Raw genomic sequence first — 22627 nt, forward strand, 5'->3', positions numbered from 1 at the left:
ACCTATCACCGCTCGTATGCAAGAAATCAAGTGTGTCGGCTGAGTTGTCCCGTTCACACGATGGATACACTACACCTCCACAGTAGTATCTGATGAGCAGCAGCCAAACGCGATCCCCCGACGCCGAACTCGGATTGCTCGACGCCACGATGATCGGCATGGGGGCGATGATCGGTGCCGGGATCTTCGTTTTGACCGGCCTCGCGGCCGAAATCGCTGGGCCGGCCGCTATCCTCGTGTTCGCGCTGAACGGCGTCGTCACCGCGTTCACCGGACTCTCGTACGCCGAACTCGCGGCCTCGATCCCGAAAAGCGGCGGCGGCTACGCGTTCGTGCGCGAGATCTTCGGCGATTTCTCCTCGTTCATCATGGGGTGGATGCTGTGGTTCGCGTACATGATCGCGGGCGCGCTGTACGCACTCGGGTTCGCGCCCAACTTCCTCGAACTGCTGCACGTCTACGGCCTGGTGGCCCCACCGGACCAGGTCGGCGCGATCGCCGTCCCGCTGCTCGACGCCTCAGTGCCCGCCGCGTTCGTGCTGGCGTTCATCGCAGTGCTCGGACTGGTGGCGCTTAACGCCGTGTCCACAGCGGCAAGCGGGAGCGCTGAAACCATCTTCACGATCATCAAAGTGAGCATCCTGGTGGTGTTCGTGGCGTTCGGCGCGACGTCCCCGCTGTTCTCCGGGGCCGAATTCCAGCCGCTGTTCGGAGTGGGTGGCGGCCCGGCGGCGATCCTGCCCGCCATGGGACTGACGTTCATCGCCTTCGAGGGCTACGACCTCATCACCACCGTCACGGAGGAAGTCAAAAACCCCCGCGAGAACATCCCGAAGGCGATCTTCGTGAGCCTGATCGCGACCGTGATCGTCTACCTGGCAGTCGTCACCGTCGCCGTCGGCACGCTCGGCGCTGACGGCCTGGCGGCGGCCGGCGAAGCGGGCATCGCGGAGGCAGCCACGTCGTTCATGCCCACCGGACTGCCGATCATCCAGAACGGCGGCGCACTCATCGTCTTCGGCGCGGTGTTCTCGACGCTCACGGCGCTGAACGCGGTCGTGATCGCGTCCTCACGGGTCGCATTCTCGATGGGCCGTGAGGGGCAACTGCTCCCGTCGTTCGGCCAGATCCACCACCGCTACGGGACGCCGTTCGTCGCGATCATCGCCAGCGCGGTGGTGATGTTGGCGTCGGTCGCGTTGCCCACGCAGAGCGCCGGCAACATGTCCAGTCTGTTCTTCCTGCTGTCGTTCATCATCGTCAACGTCGCCGTCATCAGACTGCGCCGCGAGCGCCCCGACATGAACCGGCCTTACGAGATGCCGTTCTATCCTGCGCCGCCACTCATCGGCATCGCGCTCAATCTCGTGTTGTCCGTCGTGCTGGTCGACTACCTCGTGCGCACGGATCCGCTTGCGTTGGCGCTCAGCGCGGCCTGGATCGTTCTGGGGACGGCTGCCTACTACGCACACGCCAGCCGGCAGTCGGCCGCCGGCGACGACGAGGACACCACGACTATTTCGGCGGACGCCGAACACACGCCACATGACCACTAACCGAGACCTCATCATCGCGGGCGGCGGGCGCGTCGGCTTCCAGACGGCTGAACTCCTCGCCGACCGCGGCCACGACGTGACGATCATCGAGCGCGACACCCGCGTCGTCGACGACATCGCCGATCAGTGGATGGCGACCGTCATCGAAGGCGACGCCACCAACCCCGCGATCATCGAACAGGCGGGCGTCGACCGGGCGGACGGGATCGCGGCGCTCACCGGCGAAACCGGGTTGAACCTCGCGGTCTGCCTGGCTGCCGCCGAGCTCACGCCGTCGATCCGCACCATCGCGCGCATCGACCACGGGGTGCGTGATTCGTACACCCGGTTCGTCGACGCCGTGGTGTTCCCCGAACGCGCCGGCGCACGCGTCGCGGCCAACGAGATCATCGGCGATGACGTCCAGACGCTGGCCGACATCACCGGCGACCTGGAGCTCATGCTCGTCCGGGTCGCCGACGGCGCGCCCGCCGCCGGCAAGCAGCTGCGCGACGTTCGGTTCCCGGCTGGGACAGTGATCATCTCCGGCGCGGACGGCCAACGGATCGCACGCCCGGACACGACGCTCACGCCGGGCAGCCGATACATCATCGCCGTTGAGCCCGACGTCGCCGGGGAGGCCATGGACCTGATCCAGGGCTGACTACTCGTCGGCGTCGCCCGCGACCTCATGCAGGGCGTTCGTGACCGTCCCGTGTTCGGCGGCGTGTGGCCTGCTCGCGGTGTCGCTGTACCCCTCTTCGGTGAGCCGGTTCCGGTTGAGGCAGAGCTTCGTGAACGTGGGCTGGAGGAGATCGAACGTCTCGAAGCGGTCGGACAGCTCCGGGAACTCCGCCTGGTACGCCGTGATCGCGTCCCGCACTTGCGTCCAGAACTCGGTTTCGTCGTAGCCGTGGTGGGCCGTCAGCACGTCCGAGAGGTATCGGAACACCCCCACGAACAGCCCACAGAAGTAGAACTGGCACAGCCCGTTCGGGGGCTCCGAGCGCAGCACGCGCCGCAGGTCGGCGTCCAGATCCGCCAACTCCGGGAGAGGTTGGTCGGAGATGTTCACGTCGTCGACGAAGTCCTTCACGCCGAGCCGCGTCGGCACGAACTCCTCGTCGAGGATGACGATGGTGTTCTCGCCGTGCGGGGAGAACACGGTGCCGTACCGGTAGAGGTAATGCAACAGCGGCGGCAACAGCGTGTCGAACAGCTCCGTCAGCCACGCCGACAGCTCCAGCGGCGAGCGCTCGACGAACTCGGAGATCACGGCCGTGCCGTCGGCCTCGTGGAGGAGCGCCGCCAGCGTGACCGCCTGCTGTGAGTCCGGGATGGCGTCGGTGATGGACTCCCGCCAGACGGCCCCCAACAGCTCGTCGTACTGGTAGGCGTTGTCCTCAAGCTCGCTGAACGCGGGGTGATCGTAGTTGACGCCCGCGACCTCCCCTGGCAACACGAGCTCGCAGTCGTCCCGCAGGAACGGGTCGCCGTCGCGGATGTCCGTGATGTACTCGGTGACCCGGGGCGCGGCCTCGGTGCGGTCGCCCGGCAGCCCGCGCCACACCAGCGTGTTCCGGATCTTCATCGGGAGCTTCACGTTGTGTTTCTCGGGGGCGTCGACGTTGAACAGCGTTCGAACCGACTGTCCCGGCAGATAGCTGTCGGCCCCGTTACCAAGCGGCACGATCGCGTCCGCGGCGAGCTCGCTCGCGTACAGCGACGTGATCGTGGTCTCCCATTGGTAGTTGTGGACGGGGAGGAGTGTGTACTCCTGGGGATCGAGACCCCGGTCCGCCAGCGTCGCCATGAAATCGTCGTACTGGTCGCCGAGCTCTCCGCGGAGCAACCCCGTGGGGGTGAGCCCGCTGACAGTTTCGAAGGTCACGCGGTCGGTGCGCACTGCCAGCCAGCCGATGGTTGTGGTCTGGCGGCGCTCGGGCGCGTAATCCCGGTAGTCCTCGTAATCCCATCCGAGACGTCCCTTGTTGAACGTGATCCATGGATGACCGGTCATTTCGCTTTCGTACTCGGCGTACGAGCAGTCCGCAAACGACTCCGGCGCGCTTCGTGCTTCGATGTGGGCGTCCGCCAGCAGGGTGTTGCGGTACTCGCGGATCAAGTGGCCCGTGGTGAGTTCCGTGGCGTCGAGCGTTTCACGGGCGTCTAGGAGGAACCGAATGGGGTCGGTGGCGGTCGCCCACGAGTCGGCGTCGGCCGGCGCGCGTTCGATGGTGTCCGGGAACACGCGCAGCGTGTCCATGAGGCGCTCCTCAGCCTCGAAGCGATACCGGACGGTGTCCGCGTCGTCTGCCGCGGGCAACACGAGCCGGTATCGGCCGCCGCGGTCGGTGTCCGTGGTGCGTTCGGGGGCGAGCAGTTCCTCGTAGGTGAACTCACGCAACAGCTTCGCGAGCAGGCTGCGCTCGACTGTCGCCCACGTGTCGGCCGTCACAGCGTCCTGGAGTGTGTCTTCGTACGTGTTCATGGGTTGGGTGGATTGGTGCGGTCTGTCATTGGTGGTGATCGTTCGGCTGGCCGGCGGCTGGCGGTGTGGTCGGGTCGTCGTCGCGGACGCGGCCGCCGGGCGCGTGGCTGGCGTACGCTTCCGGGGCGAAATCCTGGAAGACGGTGTCCCGGTCGACCGGGTACGGGGCGTCCGCGAGCAGGCGGTCGAGGATCACGGCGTTCCGGTACGCGCCCAGTCCGAGGTCGGGCGCGCCAACGCCGTGGGTGTGGAGTTCGGCGTTCTGCACGAACAGTCCTCCGGGCAGGTCGCCCCCGACGCCGTACTCCCGGTCGACGGCGAGACGGTCCTGATCGTCCCGGGCGAGCCGGGGCTCCAGGCTGCTGAGGAACCCCGGCGTGGGCCGGTGGTAGCCCGTGCCCAGGATCACGGCGTCCGTCTCGAAGGCGAACCCGGTGTCCGTCTGGCGGTGTCGGCAGTCGACGCGGTAGCGCCCACCTCCGGTCGGTTCGACCGCCCCGACTTCGGTGGCGGCGATCATCCCCACGTTGGGGTCCCGGCCGCCGATCGACTGCTCGTACAGCGTGTCGTAGATGCGGGTGCTGGTCTCGGGGTCGATCCCCTTGTAGAGGATGTCCTGGTTGGGGATCAGCTCGTCTTTCACTGGCTGTGGCAGGTCGTACACGTAGTCGGTGTACTCCGGCGTGAAATGCTGGAGCCCGAGTTTCGAGTACTCCATGGGGAAGAACCCCGCAGATCGCGTGACCCAGTCGACCCGCGGGCTGCGGTCGGATGTCGAGCGCCGCGTGAGCAGGTCGTGGACGACTTCCGCCGCGCTCTGTCCGGAGCCGATCACGGCGACGCTGTCGGCGTCACACACGGCCGCCCGGTGCTCGCGGTAGGCCGCGGTGTGGAACACGTCCGGAGCGGGTAGATCGCGGAACGCCGGCGGCACGTAGGGCCGTGACCCGACCCCGACAACCAGGTCGCGGGCGCGGTACTGGTGTGTGGGTGCGTCGTCATCGGTCGCCGACCGCGCTTCGTCGGCCGGCTCGACAGCGGTGACGCGGAAGTTCGCGGGCGTCGCGTCGTCGTCGATCGCCGTGATGTCGACGACGCGCCGCGAGAACCGGGGCGCAGCCAGCGACTCGGCGACCCACTGGCAGTAGTCGTTGTACTCCCGGCGCGGGATCTGGAACGTCTCGTAGAAGTAGAACTCGTAGAGCCGGTCGTGCTCGCGCAGGTAGTTGAGATAGCTGTAGGGGTTCGTCGGGTCCGCCAGCGTCACCAGGTCCGCGAGGAACGGCACCTCCAGGGTTGTGCCCTCGATGAGCATGCCGTCGTGCCAGACGAACTCGGGTTTCTGTTCGAGGAACGCAGCGTCCAGTGGCACGTCGTCGCTGCCCTCGATCAGGGCGGCCAGCCCGAGGTTGAACGGCCCGAGGCCGACGCCGACGAGGTCGTGAACCGACTCCGTCATCGGTCCGCCTCCAGAGTGCTGTTGCCGTGTTCCCCGGACGGACACCGGTGCGTTGCGTCGTCGTGGTTGACCGCTGGGCCGTCTGCGGGCGGCCCGTTGGCGGCGATCGCACCCGGTGAGAACGCCCCCACGAAGCGCTCGCGGTCACAGACGACGCGGGTTGCGTCCTTGTCCTCGTGCGGGAAACGAAACGTCTCCCGTGGCTCGAACCCGGCGCGTTCGAAGGCGGCGATGGCGGCGTCGTTGGTGGCGTCGGGTTCCGCGACCACCCGGTCGGTGGCGGCGTGCCGGAACGCAAGCGCGGTCATCGCGCGCAACAGCGCGGTGCCACAGCCCTGGCCGAGGTACTCCGGCGGCCCGATGAGGATGTGGATGCCCTGGTCGTTGTCGTCGGCGTCGTAGTGGTCGGCCAGCGGGTCGGCGGCCACCCAGTAGCGCTCCACGTAACTCATCGGCACGCCGTCGATGCAGCCGACGTACGCGGTGACGTGGTCGTCCTCAAGGTGGTCACCGATCGCCTGATGGAACGCCGGCAGCGGCGCACCCAGGCTCCAGTAGGGGGTGACGTGGTCGCTGGTGAGCCACGCGTGCAGGCGGCCCAGGTCGCGGTCGAGTGCCACCCGCCGGAACGCGACGGTGCGGTCGATCTGGGGGTCAGGGCGGCGATACGCGTAGTCGCTCGTGATTCGGGGCAGTGGCGCTGTCATTGTGTGTCCACCCGCGTGACCAGCGGGTTCTCGATGGCCGTGTAGACGGACTGCGTTTCGAGGTCGGCTTCGAGTTCGTCGCGCTCCTCGAACCGCGTGAGCAGGTTCGCCTTGCAGGGCACGCGGCGCTCGGTCAGCAGCGCCGACACCAGCGTCGAGTCGGCGGGTTCGTGCTCCGCCAACGACTCCAGTTCCGTGCGCAGCACCGCGAGCAACGCGCGCTCGTCCACGACGCCGCCCGCGCCGAGCGCGTTCACGACGCCGAAGGCGTTGTTGAACACGATGTAGTACCGGAGGCGTTCGTCCGCGATGGCGTCCGGGCAGACGGTGTCGGCGCGCTCGCAGACGCCGGGCAGCCAGTCGTCGACGTCGGCCGCCTGGGACGCCGGGAAGTAGTACCCCTGGTTGTCCCGGTAGAACCCGGCCGTCGGGCGGCCGTCGTCGTCGAGCCGAACGAGCGTGTTCTGCTGGTGGGCTTCCAAGCCGACGCCCTGCTGGAAGTACAGCCAGACGACCGGCCGGACCGTGTGCGCGAGGTACTGCTCGAACCACTCGCGGGCGACCGCGCTCTCGGTGCGCCCCTCACGCGTGGCGATCCGCGACACGATGCGGGCCGCCCGTGCGGGGCCGTCCAGGCCGTCCTGGCAGAGCGCCGCGACCGGGGTGACGTTGTCCGTGTCATCGCCGGCGAAGGGGTTCTCGCGCAGCACGGCCTCGAACCCGGACTCAGCGCCGTCGCCCAGTGTGAGCGTGATCGCGGCGGGGTCCTCGATGATCGAGAACGCGGGGAACCGGTCGGCGAAGGCGTCCCCGAACCCGGTCGCGAGCAGCTCCGAGACGGCGACCCCGCGCGCCAGCTCCGGGCGCTTGTTGGTTCGCTCGGCGTTGGTGATCTCCACCGCCAGTGACCCCTTGTACATGAACGGGGCGTCCGGGCTCCACAGCGTCCGCACCGACGACGTGGGGTAGAACGTCGGGCCGAACGCGCCCAGGTCACGGAGTTCGTCGCGCGCTATCGCCGCCGCGACGTGTGGCTGTGCGTGCAGGTAGTCGGCCTGCCACGGATGGACAGGCACCAGCGTGGCCTCCGACTCGGGGGGCACGGTGGTGGCGTCGGCCACCACCGACCGGAGCCACTCCGTCGCGGACGCGTCCCCGGCGGCCCACGTCTCCACGAGCGCCGGATCAGCGGCGAAAACCCGCAACTGGAAGCCGGCTCGCAGCTCCGGCGCGTACCGCGACTGCTCGTGTGGCGGGATCCCGGTACGGCTGTTCGGCGTCGGATGCATGTGGTGGCCGTACACCAGCGACTGCTCGGCGTCCCGGAACGACACCGTCGTGTCGTACAGCCGCTCGTGGTCGCGTGGCGTATCCCGGGCGGCAACGAAGCGCTCGGTCGCGGTCTGTGAGGCCAACACGCGCTCCAAGAGGTCCCGGCCCGCGGTCGGGTCGTCGCCATCGAGCGCGAGCTCGCGGCGCGCCAGCGACGCGACGCCCGCCGCGTCGATCGGGGACGGCGTCCCGGCCGGCGCGTCAGGCACGCCGGGGCGGGCGTACGCCGGCACCGCGAACAGGTGGCGGCCAGTGGCCGACGCGTACCGCAACGGGGCGAACACGGTCGTCGACTGGGCTGGGAACGGCACGCGGACGACCCGGCGGTCGGCCCGCTGTGCGCCGGCCGGCACGCCGTCGGGGACAGCCCTCGGGGAGACGACCTCGCCGGCGTCGGTCTCCCTGAGGTAGCAGTTGAGGAACGCGTGCAGGGTGGCGGACTCGGCGTGCGCGGCCGGCGTGTCCGCCACCGCACCGACACCGGTCATTGGTCGCCCCCGGCGGCGGTCGTGATCGGAGCGGTCCGGTCGGCCGCCTCGATCGTCGCGGCGTGTCCTTTGAACGCAACGAGTACCGACTGGATGTCGGCGACGGTTGTGCGCGGGTTCATGAGCGTGAATTTCACGTGCGCGCGGTCGTCGACGGTCGTTCGCGCGACCACGGCGGTGCCGGCGTCGAACAGCTGTTCGCGGGCGGCCTCGGTGACGTGATCGGCCCACGGGCCGGGATCACAGTGGGCGTGCTCGCGGACCGGCCGGTAGCGAAACGTCACCGCGTTCAGTGTCGGCTCGCACGCCAGCTCGAACGCCGGGTCAGCACGCAGCAGGCCCGCCACGTCGTCGGCGAGCGCGAGCGTTCGATCCACGAGCGCCCCGAGTCCGTCCCGACCGAGCGTCCGGAACGCGACGTACGGCTTCAGCGCGTCGAACCGCCGGGTCGTGCGCGTGGACTTCGCCACGAGATTGGGGACGGCGTCGCCCGCCGGATTGAGGTACGCCGCGTTGCGGCTCATGAGCTCGAAAGATTCCCCGTCAGCGACCAGGAGCGCCCCGCAGGCGATCGGCTGGAAGAACAGTTTGTGGAAGTCCACGGCCACCGAGTCCGCGCGGTCGATGCCCGACAGGCGCTCGCTGTGCTGGTCGCTGACTGCGAGGGCACCGCCGAACGCGGCGTCCACGTGGACCCAGAGGTCATGGGTCGCCGCCACGTCGGCCACCGCCGACAGGGGATCGATACTCCCGAAGTCGGTCGTGCCCGCGGTTCCGACGACCGCGAACGGGTGTTTGCCGGCGTCGTTGAGGCGCTCGACGGTCTCCCTGAGCGCGGTGGCGTCCATGCGGTGGCGGCCGTCCGTCGGGATCGTGACGACGGCGTCCTCGCCCAACCCAAGCAGAGCAGCCGACTGCGCGGCCGTGAAGTGCGCGTCGGCCGAACACAGGATTCGCAGGTCTTGGGCCGCCGGCGGGAGGCCGTGTTCACGAACCGACTGCCCGAACACGGTCTCCACGTAGTCGTCGCGCGCGAGCAGGAGCGCTTGGTGGTTGGACTCCGTCCCGCCGCCGGTGACCACGCCGTCGGCGGCCGGGCCAAGCTCGTAGAGCGCCGTGAGGTCGGCGATCAACCGCTCCTCGACGACAGTCGCCGCGGGGGCTTGGTCGAAGGAGTCAAGCGACTGGTTGCTCGCGGTGAGCAGCGCCTCGGCAGCGAGCGCCGGCACCATGGGCGGACACTGGAGGTGCGCGACACAGGTCTCGTCGCTCGGATGCACCGCGTTGGCAAGCACGTCCTCCCGAACGGCCGCGAGCACGTCCTCAAGCGGGTGTCCCTCCGCGGGCAGCGCCGTGGTGTCCGCAAGCCGGTCGCGGAGGCGGTCGTAACTCGCTCCCGAGTACGGCCCGTGAGCGCCCCCGATCACGTCCAGGACGGCGTCGCAGGCGGCTTCCATGGCGTCGGCGTATGCATCGTTGCCGGCGTCGCTCCCGAGGAACAGCCGGTCGGCGAGCGCCACAGGGTCAGTGTCCGTGGACGCGTTCGCGCCGGCGCTGCGCGGCGGGCTCACGCCGACACCTCGGCTGACGACGAGAGCACGGCCGTGACCGCGTCGCTGAACCGGGCCGCGATCTCGTCGATCTGGTGGCTGGAGACGATCAACGGCGGCAGGAACCGCGCGACCGCGGAATCCCGGCCGCCGGTCTCGATGATGAGTCCGCGCTCGAAGCACGCCTGTTTCACCGCCGCCGCGAGGTCGCCGTCCGGCGGCGGGCGTTCGTCGCCCGCTGCGTCCGGAGCGACGAACTCCACGCCGAGCATGAGCCCGCGGCCGCGAACGTCGCCGACGACGTCGAAGTCGGCTTCGAGGTCGGTGAGCGCGCTGCGGAGCCGCGCCCCCGTTTTGTCGGCGTGGGCGGGGAGGTCTTGTTCGATAACGTGCTCGATGGTGACGCGGCCAGCCGCCATCGCGAGCTGGTTCCCGCGGAAGGTGCCGGCGTGTGCGCCCGGCTCCCAGACGTCGAGGCCCTCGTTGTAGAGGACGACCGCCAGCGGGAGACCGCCGCCGACAGCCTTCGAGCACGTGACGACATCGGGCTCGATGCCGGCGTGCTCGAACGACCACGTCTCACCGGTGCGTCCGAGGCCGGTCTGGATCTCGTCGACGACCAGCGGGATGTCGTGTTCCCGAGTGATGCGCCTGAGCTCCTGCACCCAGGCGTCCGGTGCGGGATTGACCCCTCCTTCTCCCTGTACGAGTTCGAGCACGACCGCAGCGGGCTCCGTGAACCCGCGCTCGGGGCTGCTAATGGCGTGCTCGATGTACGTGTGGATGGATTCGTGTTCGCCCGCCGGCAGGCCGAACGGGTGGCGGTACTGGTCGGGATACGGGAGGTGGTGGACGTTCGGCATCAGCCCCGAAACCGGCTCTTTGGCGTCGATGTCGCCCATGAGGCTGAGCGCGCCCGCGGTCATGCCGTGGTAGCCGCCGTGGAACGCGAGCACGCTCCGGTTCCCGGTGGCGGTCTTCGTGAGCTTCAGCGCGGCTTCGATGGCGTCGGTGCCGGCCGGCGAGCAGAACTGCACCTTCGCCGTGTTCGCGAACGAGGCCGGCAGACTGTCGAACAACGCGTCGACGAACGCCTCCTTCTCGGGTGTGGTGATGTCGAGCGTGTGCAGCGGGCGGTCCTCGGCGAGCAATCGCTCCAGCTCCGCGGTCACTGCGGGATGGTTGTGGCCGAGCGCGAGCGTGCCCGCGCCGGCCAGGCAGTCGAGGTAGGTGGTGCCGCCGGCGTCGGTCACCTCGATGCCCTCGGCGTGTGTCACCGCCATCGGCAGCGAGCGCGGGTAGGTGCGTGCGTTCGATTCGCGTCGGCGTTGGCTTTCGAGGAGGGCAGCGTTCGACGTGTCGTCGTGGTCAGTCACGATGACCGGCCTCTCCGGGTGTCTCCGTCTTGGGTTTCTTCTGACATACGCAATTTTTAGGCTAGCCTAAAAATAAATAAAACTACCGCTATTAGGCTGGCCTAAAACTGGGGGTGACGTTGCAACGGCTCGTCGGCCGCAGTGTGTGGATACACACTCTCTCCTCGTCGCTTTCGTACACGACCACACGAAATAAAACATCCGGCGGTTTCAGTTCTCGACCCATGCCTTCATCGACCACTCACACTCGACGACCCACCGCTCGCTCCACGACGCCTCCAGCTGACAGCCTACTCGTCGTCGTGGCGCTTGTCGTACATTCTCTCCTCGTGGCTGAGCCGCTGGCGCTCGCTGAAATACCTGAACGCGCCGACCGTCACCAACGCGATCGCCCCCAACCACAACAACCCGAACACGATCAGGCGCCCAGCCATCAGCTCTTGTTCTCCTCGTCGACGTCCTTGGTCAACGTGATCCCGGCCTGCGAGCCAGCGCCGACGTAGATCGTGCTGTTGTCCTGGTTCAGCGCCTCGATATACCGGATCTTGATGAGCTCCGGGTTGTCCTTGAGTGACTCCGCAACGATCTCGTTGGCCTCTGCCTCACCCTTGGCCTGCACGCGCTTGCGCTCCGCCTCAGCCTTCGCGACCTGGATGGAGTTCTGCTTTTTCTCGATGTTCTGCTTCTCGACTTCCTTCTTCTCGACGGCGTCAGCGTACTGGCCCGGGAGTTTGATGTTCCGGATCTGGACGGCCTCGATGATCAGCCCGCTGCCCACGGCCTCCGTCTCGAGCGCCTTCTTTACCGCGGCCGCCATCTGCTTTTGGCCCGCGCCGGTGTAGATCTCGGTCGTGTCGATGTCCCCACCCTCCGTCCGCAACACGTCCTGGGTGGTCGGCCGAATCAACCGCGCCTCGGCCTGGCTCACGTCCTTGTACTCGTCGTAGAACGTCGCGGCCTCCGTCTTGTTCACACGATACCGGATCGTCACGTCAACGTTGACGCTCACCCCGTCGTTCGTGAGCACCTCAACGGAATCGTCGCGCGCTTCGGCGCCCTCCTGTTTTTCGTTCGCCATCGTGTACTCCTGGGGCCGGACCGGCACGACCGCCGTCGACTGTTTGATCGGCACGATCACGTTTGCACCCGGTTCCAGGGTTTCACCGGTGCTTGCACCCCACTCTTTCACCACCTCGATGTTCCCCTCCTGGACTGGATTCCACGCCAGTCCACCGCCAACGAGCACGGTCACCAAAACGAATGCACCGACCACTGCGCCGACTTTGAGTTGTAACGATTTCATAACCGTTGTGTTTAGCACGCAGACCGCAGTCCGACCCGCGAGGCACGCTCACGGCGACGTCTCGCACGACCAGCCGGAGCACCTCGGAGCGCGACCTCTGTATGCTGTACCCCACTGTGCCACACCACGGTATTAAAAATACTGGTCCGTGTGACGTGTAATCCCCGGCGGCGCGTCTTCGCTCCGCACGGACTCCCGTCGACAACGCCCTGCCGGCTACCCATGGCCCACTCACGCACTGTCGCGGACCGCGGGTCTCGACTTCAGAGCCGAGACATCGTTTCGCATCCACCGGGCCCGCGTCCGCAACCGGTCCCGCCGGTGCCGCAGGTCCTGCAGGAACCAGTCGGCGTCGTCCGCCAGCGAAACGTCGCTAAACGACTCCGACTCGATGTCGTACTCGGTCTGATAACAGTCCCCGACTGCGTGGTAGGCGTGCGCGTTGCTGATCTCCGTCTGTGCCGTGTCGAGCTGTTGGGTCGCCGTTGCCACCGTTCGTTTCGCGCTTGTCAGCAGCTCCTGTGGCGTGGCCTCCCCGTCGGCGATGACTGCCGCGCTGTCTCCATCAAGTCGTCCCTCGATCTCCGCGAGTAACTCGCTCACCTCCTGGCGGCTGCGCTCTATCTGTGACAGCTGCTCGGTCGCAGCCCGGTACGCGCCGAACGCATTCAGGTACGCGTGTTCGGCGTATCGCACGACCAGCGACCGGAATGCATCCCACCCGAGGTCGGCGGTGCTGCCGCGGCCGTTGAGGTCCGCGAACCAGTACTCGGTGTGTTGTTGCTTGATGAACTGGCGGAACACGGCGAGGTCTTTGTCGTCTGTGAGTGCGCTTCCGGGAATCGCGTTCCCTGACGCTGAAACCTCCGCGATAAGTGATTCAGTGTACCCGTTGCAGGCGTCGTATAGCTCCGGGGACGTTTCTTTGAGGTCCGCTGTGCACGCCCGTCGTGCCTCCTCTAGCCCGTCGTAGGGGCCCGTCAGCGCGATTTTATTGCGTGACATTGTCTCACACGACACTGTGGAATCAGAGATCGCTGCATAAAAACCTCTCGCCACAACGGCTGCCAGTGCTTGACCGATGGACCCGCCGTTACACATCGATGGTGGGGCGTCCGGCTACATCCGACCCCACAGCACGGATCCCCTCTCACCTGTGAGCCGCCCTCACCGAACGACTGTCACGGTCGTCGGGGCGCGCCGCACCACCGTTTCGGCGACGCTCCCAAGCAGCACACGGGAGACACCACGCCGCCCGTGGCTCCCCATGACGATCTCGGTGATGTCGTTGTCCTCCGCGAACGAGACGATCTCACGCGCCGGGTTCCCCACTGTCGTCTCCATCCGGAACGAGAGCGCCGCGTCCTCCAGGAGGGCCTGGGTCTCCTCGGTGAGTCCCTCGCTGCTGGCCGGATTCTGGAGGCCTTTCAGCTGCTCTTGGACGATGTCCACGCCGGCGTCGAGCATCCCGTCCGCGAGCTCGGTGACGTGCAGGAGCACGAGTTCGTCGGTGTCGTGCGTCTCAACGGCGTGTTCGACGGCGTCGTGTGCGGGACTCGATCCGTCGTAGGGGACAAGAACTGCCATACGCACCCTCGCCGAGCACTCCACATAAAACGCGCTGTTGTGTGACCAGCGCCCAGTCACTCCGCGTTGTGGGGGCCTGACGACCAGGCAGTTCCCGGCGAGAACAAACCGGCGGCCCTCGTGAGCGACACCGAGCGGGTGCGGCGTACGACGCTGAAGATCAGGACAGCGGCCTCGACGAAATCGTTGCGGACCTCAAGGAGGTCTTCTCCCGGTGGCCGTGGTACGACGAGCAAGAGACCGAGTACCAGGTTCGCTACGAGTTCTCGAAGACCGTTCTTTGCCACGTCCAGCAGACCTCGGAGTGGCTGGCCCGGGTCGACCGGGCCGATGAGACGATCCTCTTCAGCCAGCACGACCTGCGGTCGCGAGCCGCGGCGTTCACCCTCGCAGAGAGTGTCATGGAGCTCTGTACGATGCTCCATCGGGAGGTCGTCACGGAGCGGAGTCAAGCACGAAAGCCGATGTACGTCGGTCCTCGACCAGCAGGCCGCGAGCACGAGCGAGTGGGGGACTGGGCGCAGTCCAGACACAGCCTGTCGACCGTCGAATTCCCCGCCCTGCCAGCCCCCGGCGCGATCACGGGGCTGGGGCCATCGGGAGGAAGAGTACCGATGACCAGCGGCCAAGCGTACCGTGGTGAACGCTGCATGGGTGGACAGCTGGTCTACACGCCCGACGGCGACCTCCTAGACAGGCATCTCCACGTCCTGCGCCGCGTCCCTGGTGGGTTCGACTGGGGATCGGAGACCGATGAGGCCCGTATCGATCAGCTCGCAATTGCACTACTGGCCGATTCGTCGACGAAGAACATCGCGCTCGAGCACTATACGAGTAAACTACAGGTTGTTTCAAAATATATTCTACGCTGCTCGATCCATCGATTCCTTTCGATTCCGACAACAAATCACCCCGTTTATGCCACGCCACACCAATGTAATAATACATACATATTTGTGTTTTGATAGAAAATTTTTTACGAAATGCGGACATAGTTTTGGCTGGAGTCAAGGTGATTAGCCATGCCCCTTCCGACAGGTTCAACCAGTTCGTGGCTACAGAACTCCGGATTCCCGAGCCGACTGTTCGAAACCGGTCGCAACGACTACGAACTGTACGAGGAGGACGACGAGTTCGTCCTGAGCGTCGAGATGCCGGGCTTCGATCCCGAGGAGATCACCGTTTCCTGGGACGAGGGTGTCCTCAACATCGCCGCCGAACACGAGGATGAGACGCGGAGCCAGCGCAAGACCTACCACCGTCGCTTCCGCTTCCCAAAGAACGTCGAGGACGACGATATCGAGGCCCAGTACAATAACGGGATCCTCGAAGTCCGGCTGCCGGTACTGACGGGTGCCACCACCCGCGGCAAGCAGATCGAGGTCCAGGCCTGACATCGCCTCGGACAGGAGTACTGACCGACAGCCGCTTTCTTCCGTGAGTAATCGAGGTGAGAGCCATGCGACTTACGGTCAAACAACTCAAGAACCGCGATCCAGGGAGCGGTATGGCCGTCATCGACCGCGATGCGCTTCAGGAGATCGGCGTCAGCAGTGGCGACTTCGTCGCGATCGAGGGCCGCAACGGCGGACGAACGGTCGCCCGCGTCTGGCCTAGTAACACGAGCGACGCGGGTCGCGGTATCATCCGAATCGACGGCCAGCTCCGACAGGCAGCGAACGTCAGCATCGACGACCGCGTCGAGGTCGAGAAAACGGAGGTCGAGCCGGCGGACCGAGTTACCGTCTCCCTACCACAGAATCTTCAGATCAGAGGAGATCTCGGCTCGCACCTCCGCGAACATCTCGTCGACCAGGCGGTGAGGGCAGGACAGACGGTCGCGTTCCCGATCGGGTTTGGTATGTTCTCCGGTCGGTCTGGTCGACGCATTCCCCTACGGGTGGTCGATACGCAGCCCAGCGGGACGGTCGTCGTGCAGAACACGACCGAGATCGAGATCGCCGACCAGAGCGCCCAGGAGGTCTCCGTCGAATCGGGAGAACCGGAAAATACGACCGCTCCAGCCCTCACGTACGAGGACATCGGCGGCCTCGACGACGAACTCGAGCAGGTTCGGGAGATGATCGAGTTGCCGATGCGCCACCCCGAGCTGTTCGGGACGCTCGGCATCGAACCGCCGAAGGGCGTTCTCCTCCACGGTCCTCCCGGGACGGGGAAGACCCTGATCGCCAAGGCCGTCGCCAACGAAATCGACGCTCACTTCCAGACGATCTCTGGCCCGGAGATCATGAGCAAGTACTACGGCGAGAGCGAAGAGCAGCTTCGCGACGTGTTCGAGGAGGCCGAGGAGAACGCGCCCGCGATCGTCTTCATTGACGAACTCGACTCCATCGCGCCCAAGCGCGAAGACGTCAGTGGCGATGTCGAACGCCGGGTCGTCGCCCAGTTGCTCTCGCTGATGGACGGCCTCGAAGAGCGCGGCCAGCTCACGGTTATCGGCACGACCAACCGCGTCGATGCCGTGGATCCGGCGCTCCGCCGTCCCGGTCGGTTCGATCGTGAAATCGAGATCGGCGTCCCCGACCATGACGGGCGCGAAAAGATCCTTCAGATCCACACGCGCGGGATGCCTCTCGGCGACGGCGTCGATCTCGACCGGTACGCTGAGAATACTCAAGGTTTCGTCGGCGCAGATCTCGAGAACCTCGTGAAAGAGAGCGCGATGCACGCGCTTCGCCGGATTCGGCCCGATCTGGATCTCGACGAAGAAGAGATCCCCGCCGACATCCTCGACTCGATAGAGGTGACCGAGAACGACTTCAAAGAGGCGCTGAGGGGCATCGAACCCTCCGCGCTGCGAGAGGTATTCGTCGAGGTCCCCGATGTCACCTGGGACCACGTCGGTGGTCTCGATGATGCGAAGGAACGCCTCCAGGAGACCGTCCAGTGGCCCCTCGAACACGCCGACGCCTACGAGCAAGTCGCACTCGAACCGGCGAAGGGCGTCTTGCTCTACGGGCCGCCCGGCACCGGGAAGACGCTGCTTGCGAAGGCCGTTGCTAACGAGGCGAACTCGAACTTCATCTCGATCAAGGGGCCTGAGCTGTTCAACAAGTACGTCGGCGAGTCCGAGAGGGGCGTTCGTGAAGTGTTCTCGAAGGCCCGCGAGAACGCCCCCACGGTGGTGTTCTTCGACGAGATCGACGCGATCGCCTCGGAACGTGGCCAGGGCGTTGGCGACTCGAACGTCGGCGAACGCGTGGTCTCACAGCTGCTGACCGAACTCGACGGTCTCGAAGAACTCGAGGACATCGTAGTGATCGCCACGACGAACCGCCCAGACCTCATCGACGATGCCTTGCTCCGACCGGGACGGCTCGACCGTCACGTCGCAGTCGACGAGCCCGACGAAGCGGCACGGCGTGAGATCTTCGAGATCCACACCGAGGACAAGCCGCTGGCCGAAGATGTCGACGTCGACGAACTCGTCGAGCGGACTGACGGCTACGTCGGTGCCGATATCGAGGCGGTCTGCCGCGAGGCTGCGACGGTCGCCGTCCGCGAATACGTCCGTGCGACTGCGAGTGCCGAATCGGCCAACGTCGACGAAATCGAGCTGTCAATAGAGCACTTCGAGCAGGCGCTCGAAGAGGTCGACTCAAACGCTGGATCCGAAACGCAGGCGTTCGAAAAGCCAGCTGAAGCCGTGTAGCACTGGTGACTCTCCCTTACGTAGTTGAATCGTCGGCTTGATCCGATCGAGGTTCACCGGCTTCTTCGAGTTGTTCGGTCACACGTTGGTCAATCTGTTCATCTATATCCACGACCTCGGCCTCGACCTGTCGTTCGGCCTCGCTTGAAATCGTCTCTTCAAGGATCCACTCGTAGATTGACATTTTCCCCTAAATTCTCAATAAGTAACCAATGACGAGACCTCCTTCGAACGCTGCCACCCGGGGATCGACGCGGAAGACGAGAAAAGCAAAGCCGGCAATAAAGAGGATGCCGTACACGAGTTCGATGTGAAATTGCGTCTGTCTTCCTCGGAAGCGACCACTGAGCGAACTCAGCGACATCGTTGTTTCTTATCTTCGAGTCTCGTATCGAAAAGCCTGACTTGGGAGTTCGTCTGAGTAGAGGCACGGCTTCCGCTCCGATAACATCCTGGTGTGACCTGCTCAGGTGAGACGGTGGAATCGCTCGGCTGCCTCGAACGTAACGAAGGCGATAACACCGGCAACAGTCGGGGTAGCGATCCACGTCGTCACGATCCGTTTCGTCGCCGAGGGATTGAACAGATCGAGCTGGTCAGCGGCCCAGTCCGACCGTTCAGCAGTTGAAAGCCCGTCAGGTCGGACGATTGCGTGAAGAGGCACCCGACGGCTCTCCCGCCCCACCCGAGTCCGATGACGCACGCGGTGAGCACGACGGCGAGACTCGCGGGGATTCCGGCTCAGCTCAGACCGGTGAGGATCGAGGCCGCGATCGTCTCAGCGATCAGGGGACGCTTCCAGCGATAGGTCCGTGATATCTTCACCGACGGTCTCCATCGTCCGGGGACCGATAGCGAAGGCACCGACCCCGATCGCCACGCCGCCGATAGCCACCCCAGATGTCATCTCGAGCTGCCTGGAACCAACGAGGGGCGCGACGGCGCTGGCGACGTTGGAGGCCCCTGTCGAGAACCCCATGTAACAGCCGATCCCGATCACGACGAGCTCCGCGAAGCGGCCGGTGTCGTCGGATTCGAAACTGAGCAGATTCACGATCGCGTCGTAGAAGTACCGCCCAACAAACGCACAGATCCAGAAGGCGAGGGTCGTCGAGAGTACCCACCACATACCGACGACACCGACGGTGCGCCAGTCGAGGACACCGAGCGCCGCGCCCATCGCGACGACAGCGGCAACCGCCGTCTGGCTGGTGCTGGTCGACACGTTGAGGACGTTTCCGATCAGGATGCCGAGCCCGATGAACAGGAGGACGCCGATCGACGCGCCCAGCGTGAAATACTCCGCTGGGATGAAATCCGCCCCCAGGGCGTCGACGACATTCGTGCCGATGGTGAATCCACCGAGCAGCACGAACACGGCCATCAACCCGGATGCCTGTCGCATCGACAGAGCGTCGCTTCCAGTCGCGGGGCCGAATGCCACGCCGGTCGATGAGCCCCCGATATTCACGCCGACGAAGATGGCCGCTGCTACGCCGACGACGAACACCACCGACAGCGCCATACAATCGGATACCGGACATAATTCCGCAAAAGAATATTGATTTCCTGAACCGACGAGTAAGGGCTAAGTGAACGCCGACACTATGTCCTGATAGGCATGACCCTCCAGCCTTGGCTGTACACGCTCGTCGTAGTCGTCGGAGGGTTCCACGTGCTGGCTGTCCTCTATGCGTATTGGTCCAAGCAGAGCTCCGACGGTGGCGTGGAACCTGCGGACAGCACTAAAAAATCAGTACAGACAAAAGAAGTCGATTGCCCGGAGTGTGGGACAACCAACGAACGGGAATACAGGTACTGTGCGAACTGCGTGTCAGAACTCCCTGGCGGAGGCAATATCGGCAGAATGCCAACCGCGCCTGTCGGTCGACAGATTCTCTGATTACTCCAGCCGATCTCCGGCAAACGAAAGAGTCAGTTCTTCTGCCTCGTAGATATTGATGAGTTCATTGGTGATTTCGTCATAGGATTCGTCGTCGACTCGTAGATTGTCGAGTCGGTTGACTGTCTCCTCATTAAGATCAATCTCCGGCATATTCGGAGTCTGGGGTCTGTTGTTCGTAAAACTCACGAAGCGGATTGACTGAAGAAGTGCTGGGGAGCACAGCCCAGTCACTCAACCGAAGCTACCTACGTGATACAAGCGTATCACATCGTATGAGCACTGACAGCGACGGCGGTGGCGACGGCGAGATGGAGAAGATCAACGTCCGGGTACCGCAGTCGCTGCTGGCACAGGTCGACGAAGTATGGGAAGAGCGTGGCTACGCGACCAAGTCCGAATTCATCCGCGATGCCCTCCGGGATGCGGTCAATCCCCCCACGCAGCTGTCCGAGGAAGCGCTCAAGCACCTGGCAGAGAGCCGCGAACAGCGAGAGCAGGGTGAGACGGTGTCCCAAGACGACGTGAAGGACCGCCTGCGCATCGATGACTAAAGTCGAGTGGACATCAAAAGCACTCGATTTGCTAGACGGACTCGACATCGAAGCCCAAGAGCGACTGGTCAAGAAACTCGACGAGGCGAAAGACTGGACCTCTCACCGCCTCGAAAAGCTCACCGGCTACCCGTACTACAAGCTCCGCGCCGGCGACTACCGAGCGACGACAGGATCGAATGCCGTGTCGACCACGTCCTCCACGAGCAGAAGGTTTCCGTCGAGTCCGATGAGAGCGCTATTCCAGAGGGAGAGTCGCTGATCAGTTAGTGAAGAACTGTTCCCACAGGATGTCTGCAAGTGTGATTCCCGCATAGCCACCGACAACCATCACTAGGAAGGGAACGATGGCCTCGGACGCGGTGTTGGTATCTGCACTGAAAACGCGGCTATCTCCGATTGCTGGTGAGAACGGACCACCATCATACATCTCCTTTGACCACTGCCGGTCTCCACTCCCAGCATCGAACGCCACGAGTTCATAGCGGTCGTAGCTCGCGAGGACGACATCCTCCGTCCGAACTAACGGACCCGGAATATTTGGCCCAGGAATTTCCCACTGTGTCTCACCCGTCTCACGGTCCAGCGCGTAGATTCCCTGAGCGGCAGCGCCATCTGCGGTGATATACACGGAATCGGCATCGATGGCTGGCGGGGCAGGGATACTTGCACGCTGATGATCGTCACTAAACGTCCGCATCCACGGCGTGTCACCAGTGGACGCCGCAAGCGCAGTTACATCGCCCTGATCGCTCGTGGCGACAAGGAGGTCGTCAGCGACAGTCGGTGGATTGGGTCTGCCAGCTGTATTGTGTGTCCAAGTCGTCGTCCAGCTATCGGTGTCGAGTGCGACGAGCCCGTCGGTCGATGGCTCGGTATAGTCGCCAAGTACGGGCGTAACGGCGATCGGATCCGCGAGGGCTGGTGGCCCAGTTGGACGCCGATTGAGTTCGTGGGTCGTATCGGAGGACCCGTCATCGAGTTGTACGGTGGTTAGGGGTCGACCGTGGTGAGGACCTCGAGTTCGATGCGCCGGAGCACAGTGTAACATAGAACGAAACTTGTGTATAAAGAAGCTTCGAGTAATGTTACAGACCGAGAGGGACAAGAGCTTGCCCCACCGCCTTAACCAACAAAACTATGGATAGAGAGTCCGTGTTGGTTAACACAGAGAGAGTCGATGTCCTCCGAACCACCGTCCCCACCGGCGAACCTCCCAACGGAGATCGTCAACACGCTCAACGAAGCCACATCGGAGCATCTTCGGGACGCTGCCAGCTACGCCGAGGCGTTGGCCGAATACAAGGAGCGTGAAGCTCGTCTCGAGGAGGAAGCGGACGATGCCGACGTCGAGGAACGCCCCGATGACCTCCCAGACGACGTGCCGGCGAAGGCGGCGATCACGATCAAGGAGATCAACGACAATCGCTACTACTACTGGCAGTGGCGGGAAGGTGATTCGGTGACGTCGAAGTACAGAGAGCCGGTGAATCCCGACGAGTAGACGAGATGGAACTGTAGCCTGATATTCGTTTCAACGTGATTCGGAGCGCAGCAGATGACACCCCCCAGCGTGTGAATGGCTACCAACCGCCACTCTCTGACGAGACTTCACACCGAGAGAAGACAGAGCAACACGCGGATAGATTACGCCTCGTTTACCCCCACACCCCTCAGTGTGAATGGTCCACCACCCAGGGTACCGTGATTAAGAAGCCCTTAACAGCAGAAGTCCTCATGCCGTAGGGAAGCTGTCGACTCAGTGGCGAACCTTCGGCACAAGGCCTTGCCTTTCAAAATGTACTTGCTCAAAGGACTGTTTAGACTGAGGTATAATAAAGATAACTACAGGTGCGGTGCAGTAGCGGGTCGGGTCAGCCACCGTGGCAGAACGTGTAAGCCGCTCTCCGTGCCGCACTAGGTTCTTCAACTCTCGCTCTATCACTACAACCGTCGTATTCTATGGGGGACCATTCACACCGAGGGGTGAGGGTGTCACCATCCCATCAACGTCTGGAGTTCCGGCGTCGAGTTGATCAGTCCAGTTCGTGTGCTCTCAACGTCTCCTTGGAGCGAATACGATCTGAACTTCCCCTGATCTCCGCGTTCCTTCTTTTTCGATTCGAGAACTCCTGTCGTTACGTGCTTGTTCAGAAGCTCAAGCGCACGATTGTACCCCTTGGGCTCTACTTCGACGTCCCGTGCTACTGTTTGGTAAACCTCGTGAATCTCTGACGTCCGGAACCATTCTTTCTCCGGGTTATTCCGGTCAAGACGCGTGAGAGCAAACAGGAGTGATTTCCCTGACAGCGGAGTCCCTTTCACCATCTCGATAAAGAGTTGCCTTGTTTTGCCACCGATTGAGGGAAGTTTCAGACTCTCTCCCGGGAAGATTCCGTCAAGCTAACCAGGAATTGGACGCCGTCTGGCGATATGGCATCGCTCAGACGGCTTGCTTGGATGTGTCGAAACCTTGCCAAACAGCACGTTGACGATCCGGACGTACCCGCCGCGCCGTCCGGCGCGGGCGGGTACGCCGAGTGGGTGCAGATCGCGTTGATTCTGTACCGTGTCGAACTGGAAAAGAGCCTCCGTGAATCCGAGGACTACCTCAACGAGATGCCCGGTGTTCTTGCCGTGTTTGGACTTGACGAAGCACCACACTACAG

General features: G+C 64.3%; 24 protein-coding genes and 2 pseudogenes. 11 read left to right on the forward strand and 15 right to left on the reverse strand.

Going from position 1 to position 22627, the window contains the following annotated elements; translation table 11 throughout:
• Positions 1-92: 92 nt before the first annotated feature.
• On the forward strand, positions 93-1556 hold the full coding sequence (locus APQ99_RS10685) for an APC family permease (RefSeq protein WP_010904092.1): 1464 nt from the start codon (positions 93-95) through the stop codon (positions 1554-1556).
• Positions 1546-2199 carry a potassium channel family protein gene (locus APQ99_RS10690; protein WP_010904091.1) on the forward strand — a complete coding sequence of 218 codons (654 nt, stop codon included), beginning with the start codon at positions 1546-1548 and terminating at the stop codon, positions 2197-2199. Before APQ99_RS10685 ends, APQ99_RS10690 begins: the two co-directional genes overlap by 11 nt.
• Here the strand turns inward: APQ99_RS10690 and APQ99_RS10695 are convergent, their stop codons facing one another.
• The 10 genes from APQ99_RS10695 to APQ99_RS10735 all read right to left on the reverse strand — a co-directional run bounded on the left by APQ99_RS10695 (position 2200) and on the right by APQ99_RS10735 (position 13828).
• Entirely contained in the window at positions 2200-4026 is a 1827-nt protein-coding gene (locus APQ99_RS10695) for an IucA/IucC family protein (protein ID WP_010904090.1), read from the reverse strand. It lies immediately after the preceding gene.
• Positions 4027-4051: 25 nt separating this feature from the next.
• On the reverse strand, positions 4052-5485 hold the full coding sequence (locus APQ99_RS10700; protein ID WP_010904089.1) for a lysine N(6)-hydroxylase/L-ornithine N(5)-oxygenase family protein: 1434 nt from the start codon (positions 5483-5485) through the stop codon (positions 4052-4054).
• On the reverse strand, positions 5482-6192 hold the full coding sequence (locus tag APQ99_RS10705) for a GNAT family N-acetyltransferase (protein ID WP_010904088.1): 711 nt from the start codon (positions 6190-6192) through the stop codon (positions 5482-5484). The genes APQ99_RS10700 and APQ99_RS10705 overlap by 4 nt, the downstream gene beginning before the upstream one ends.
• On the reverse strand, positions 6189-8012 hold the full coding sequence (locus APQ99_RS10710; RefSeq protein WP_010904087.1) for an IucA/IucC family protein: 1824 nt from the start codon (positions 8010-8012) through the stop codon (positions 6189-6191). The genes APQ99_RS10705 and APQ99_RS10710 overlap by 4 nt, the downstream gene beginning before the upstream one ends.
• Positions 8009-9469 (reverse strand): pyridoxal phosphate-dependent decarboxylase family protein, encoded by a 1461-nt coding sequence (locus APQ99_RS10715; RefSeq protein ID WP_010904086.1) that lies wholly within the window; start codon positions 9467-9469, stop codon positions 8009-8011. Before APQ99_RS10715 ends, APQ99_RS10710 begins: the two co-directional genes overlap by 4 nt.
• Before the next feature lie 110 nt (positions 9470-9579).
• Positions 9580-10938 carry a diaminobutyrate--2-oxoglutarate transaminase family protein gene (locus tag APQ99_RS10720; protein ID WP_012289622.1) on the reverse strand — a complete coding sequence of 453 codons (1359 nt, stop codon included), beginning with the start codon at positions 10936-10938 and terminating at the stop codon, positions 9580-9582.
• A 290-nt stretch (positions 10939-11228) separates the two neighbouring features.
• Positions 11229-11372, reverse strand: a complete 144-nt coding sequence (locus tag APQ99_RS12640) for a hypothetical protein (protein ID WP_010904084.1) — start codon at positions 11370-11372, stop codon at positions 11229-11231.
• Complete coding sequence (locus APQ99_RS10725) at positions 11372-12211, reverse strand: prohibitin family protein (protein ID WP_157849929.1); 840 nt, start codon at positions 12209-12211, stop codon at positions 11372-11374. Before APQ99_RS10725 ends, APQ99_RS12640 begins: the two co-directional genes overlap by 1 nt.
• Positions 12212-12472: 261 nt before the next feature.
• A complete protein-coding gene (locus tag APQ99_RS10730) occupies positions 12473-13246 on the reverse strand; it encodes a hypothetical protein (RefSeq protein WP_227970952.1) in 774 nt (257 codons plus the stop codon).
• Between the two features lie 162 nt (positions 13247-13408).
• A complete protein-coding gene (locus tag APQ99_RS10735) occupies positions 13409-13828 on the reverse strand; it encodes a universal stress protein (protein WP_010904081.1) in 420 nt (139 codons plus the stop codon).
• A 161-nt stretch (positions 13829-13989) separates the two neighbouring features.
• On the opposite strand from APQ99_RS10735, the pseudogene APQ99_RS13090 reads away from it, so the two are divergent.
• The 4 genes and pseudogenes from APQ99_RS13090 to APQ99_RS10755 form a co-directional block, all read left to right on the forward strand.
• Positions 13990-14106 (forward strand): annotated as a pseudogene (locus tag APQ99_RS13090) (primase-associated protein); the annotation flags it as partial.
• Positions 14107-14442: 336 nt separating this feature from the next.
• Positions 14443-14793, forward strand: coding sequence for a DUF6166 domain-containing protein (locus APQ99_RS12865; protein ID WP_227970951.1), 351 nt, complete (start codon positions 14443-14445; stop codon positions 14791-14793).
• Between the two features lie 57 nt (positions 14794-14850).
• Complete coding sequence (locus APQ99_RS10750; RefSeq protein WP_010904078.1) at positions 14851-15222, forward strand: Hsp20/alpha crystallin family protein; 372 nt, start codon at positions 14851-14853, stop codon at positions 15220-15222.
• A gap of 65 nt (positions 15223-15287) precedes the next feature.
• Positions 15288-17501 (forward strand): CDC48 family AAA ATPase, encoded by a 2214-nt coding sequence (locus APQ99_RS10755; protein ID WP_010904077.1) that lies wholly within the window; start codon positions 15288-15290, stop codon positions 17499-17501.
• A 16-nt stretch (positions 17502-17517) separates the two neighbouring features.
• Here APQ99_RS10755 and APQ99_RS12645 read toward each other — a convergent pair whose 3' ends face one another.
• On the reverse strand, positions 17518-17685 hold the full coding sequence (locus tag APQ99_RS12645) for a hypothetical protein (RefSeq protein ID WP_010904076.1): 168 nt from the start codon (positions 17683-17685) through the stop codon (positions 17518-17520).
• Positions 17686-18279: 594 nt separating this feature from the next.
• Positions 18280-19026 (reverse strand): inorganic phosphate transporter, encoded by a 747-nt coding sequence (locus APQ99_RS10760; RefSeq protein ID WP_010904074.1) that lies wholly within the window; start codon positions 19024-19026, stop codon positions 18280-18282.
• Positions 19027-19122: 96 nt separating this feature from the next.
• On the opposite strand from APQ99_RS10760, the gene APQ99_RS13095 reads away from it, so the two are divergent.
• Positions 19123-19404 (forward strand): DUF7577 domain-containing protein, encoded by a 282-nt coding sequence (locus APQ99_RS13095; protein WP_010904073.1) that lies wholly within the window; start codon positions 19123-19125, stop codon positions 19402-19404.
• Here the strand turns inward: APQ99_RS13095 and APQ99_RS12650 are convergent, their stop codons facing one another.
• A complete protein-coding gene (locus APQ99_RS12650) occupies positions 19405-19557 on the reverse strand; it encodes a DUF7557 family protein (protein WP_010904072.1) in 153 nt (50 codons plus the stop codon). It abuts the gene before it with no gap.
• Between the two features lie 122 nt (positions 19558-19679).
• On the opposite strand from APQ99_RS12650, the gene APQ99_RS10770 reads away from it, so the two are divergent.
• Positions 19680-19958, forward strand: coding sequence for a ribbon-helix-helix domain-containing protein (locus APQ99_RS10770; protein WP_010904071.1), 279 nt, complete (start codon positions 19680-19682; stop codon positions 19956-19958).
• Positions 19951-20220 carry a type II toxin-antitoxin system RelE family toxin gene (locus APQ99_RS10775; RefSeq protein WP_010904070.1) on the forward strand — a complete coding sequence of 90 codons (270 nt, stop codon included), beginning with the start codon at positions 19951-19953 and terminating at the stop codon, positions 20218-20220. Before APQ99_RS10770 ends, APQ99_RS10775 begins: the two co-directional genes overlap by 8 nt.
• On the opposite strand, the gene APQ99_RS10780 is transcribed toward APQ99_RS10775, so the two are convergent.
• Complete coding sequence (locus APQ99_RS10780; RefSeq protein WP_010904069.1) at positions 20221-21009, reverse strand: outer membrane protein assembly factor BamB family protein; 789 nt, start codon at positions 21007-21009, stop codon at positions 20221-20223.
• A gap of 129 nt (positions 21010-21138) precedes the next feature.
• On the opposite strand from APQ99_RS10780, the gene APQ99_RS10785 reads away from it, so the two are divergent.
• The gene (locus tag APQ99_RS10785; RefSeq protein ID WP_010904068.1) at positions 21139-21462 is read left to right on the forward strand and encodes a hypothetical protein; all 324 of its coding nucleotides are present in this window, start codon (positions 21139-21141) and stop codon (positions 21460-21462) included.
• A gap of 491 nt (positions 21463-21953) precedes the next feature.
• Here the strand turns inward: APQ99_RS10785 and APQ99_RS10790 are convergent, their stop codons facing one another.
• Complete coding sequence (locus tag APQ99_RS10790; RefSeq protein ID WP_010904067.1) at positions 21954-22286, reverse strand: orc / cell division control protein 6; 333 nt, start codon at positions 22284-22286, stop codon at positions 21954-21956.
• A gap of 105 nt (positions 22287-22391) precedes the next feature.
• Between APQ99_RS10790 and APQ99_RS10795 the strand changes: the two are divergent.
• Positions 22392-22627 (forward strand): annotated as a pseudogene (locus APQ99_RS10795) (IS5/IS1182 family transposase); the annotation flags it as partial.

Origin of the sequence: Halobacterium salinarum DSM 3754, from assembly GCF_008124605.1 — an archaeon.
Lineage (GTDB): Archaea > Halobacteriota > Halobacteria > Halobacteriales > Halobacteriaceae > Halobacterium > Halobacterium salinarum.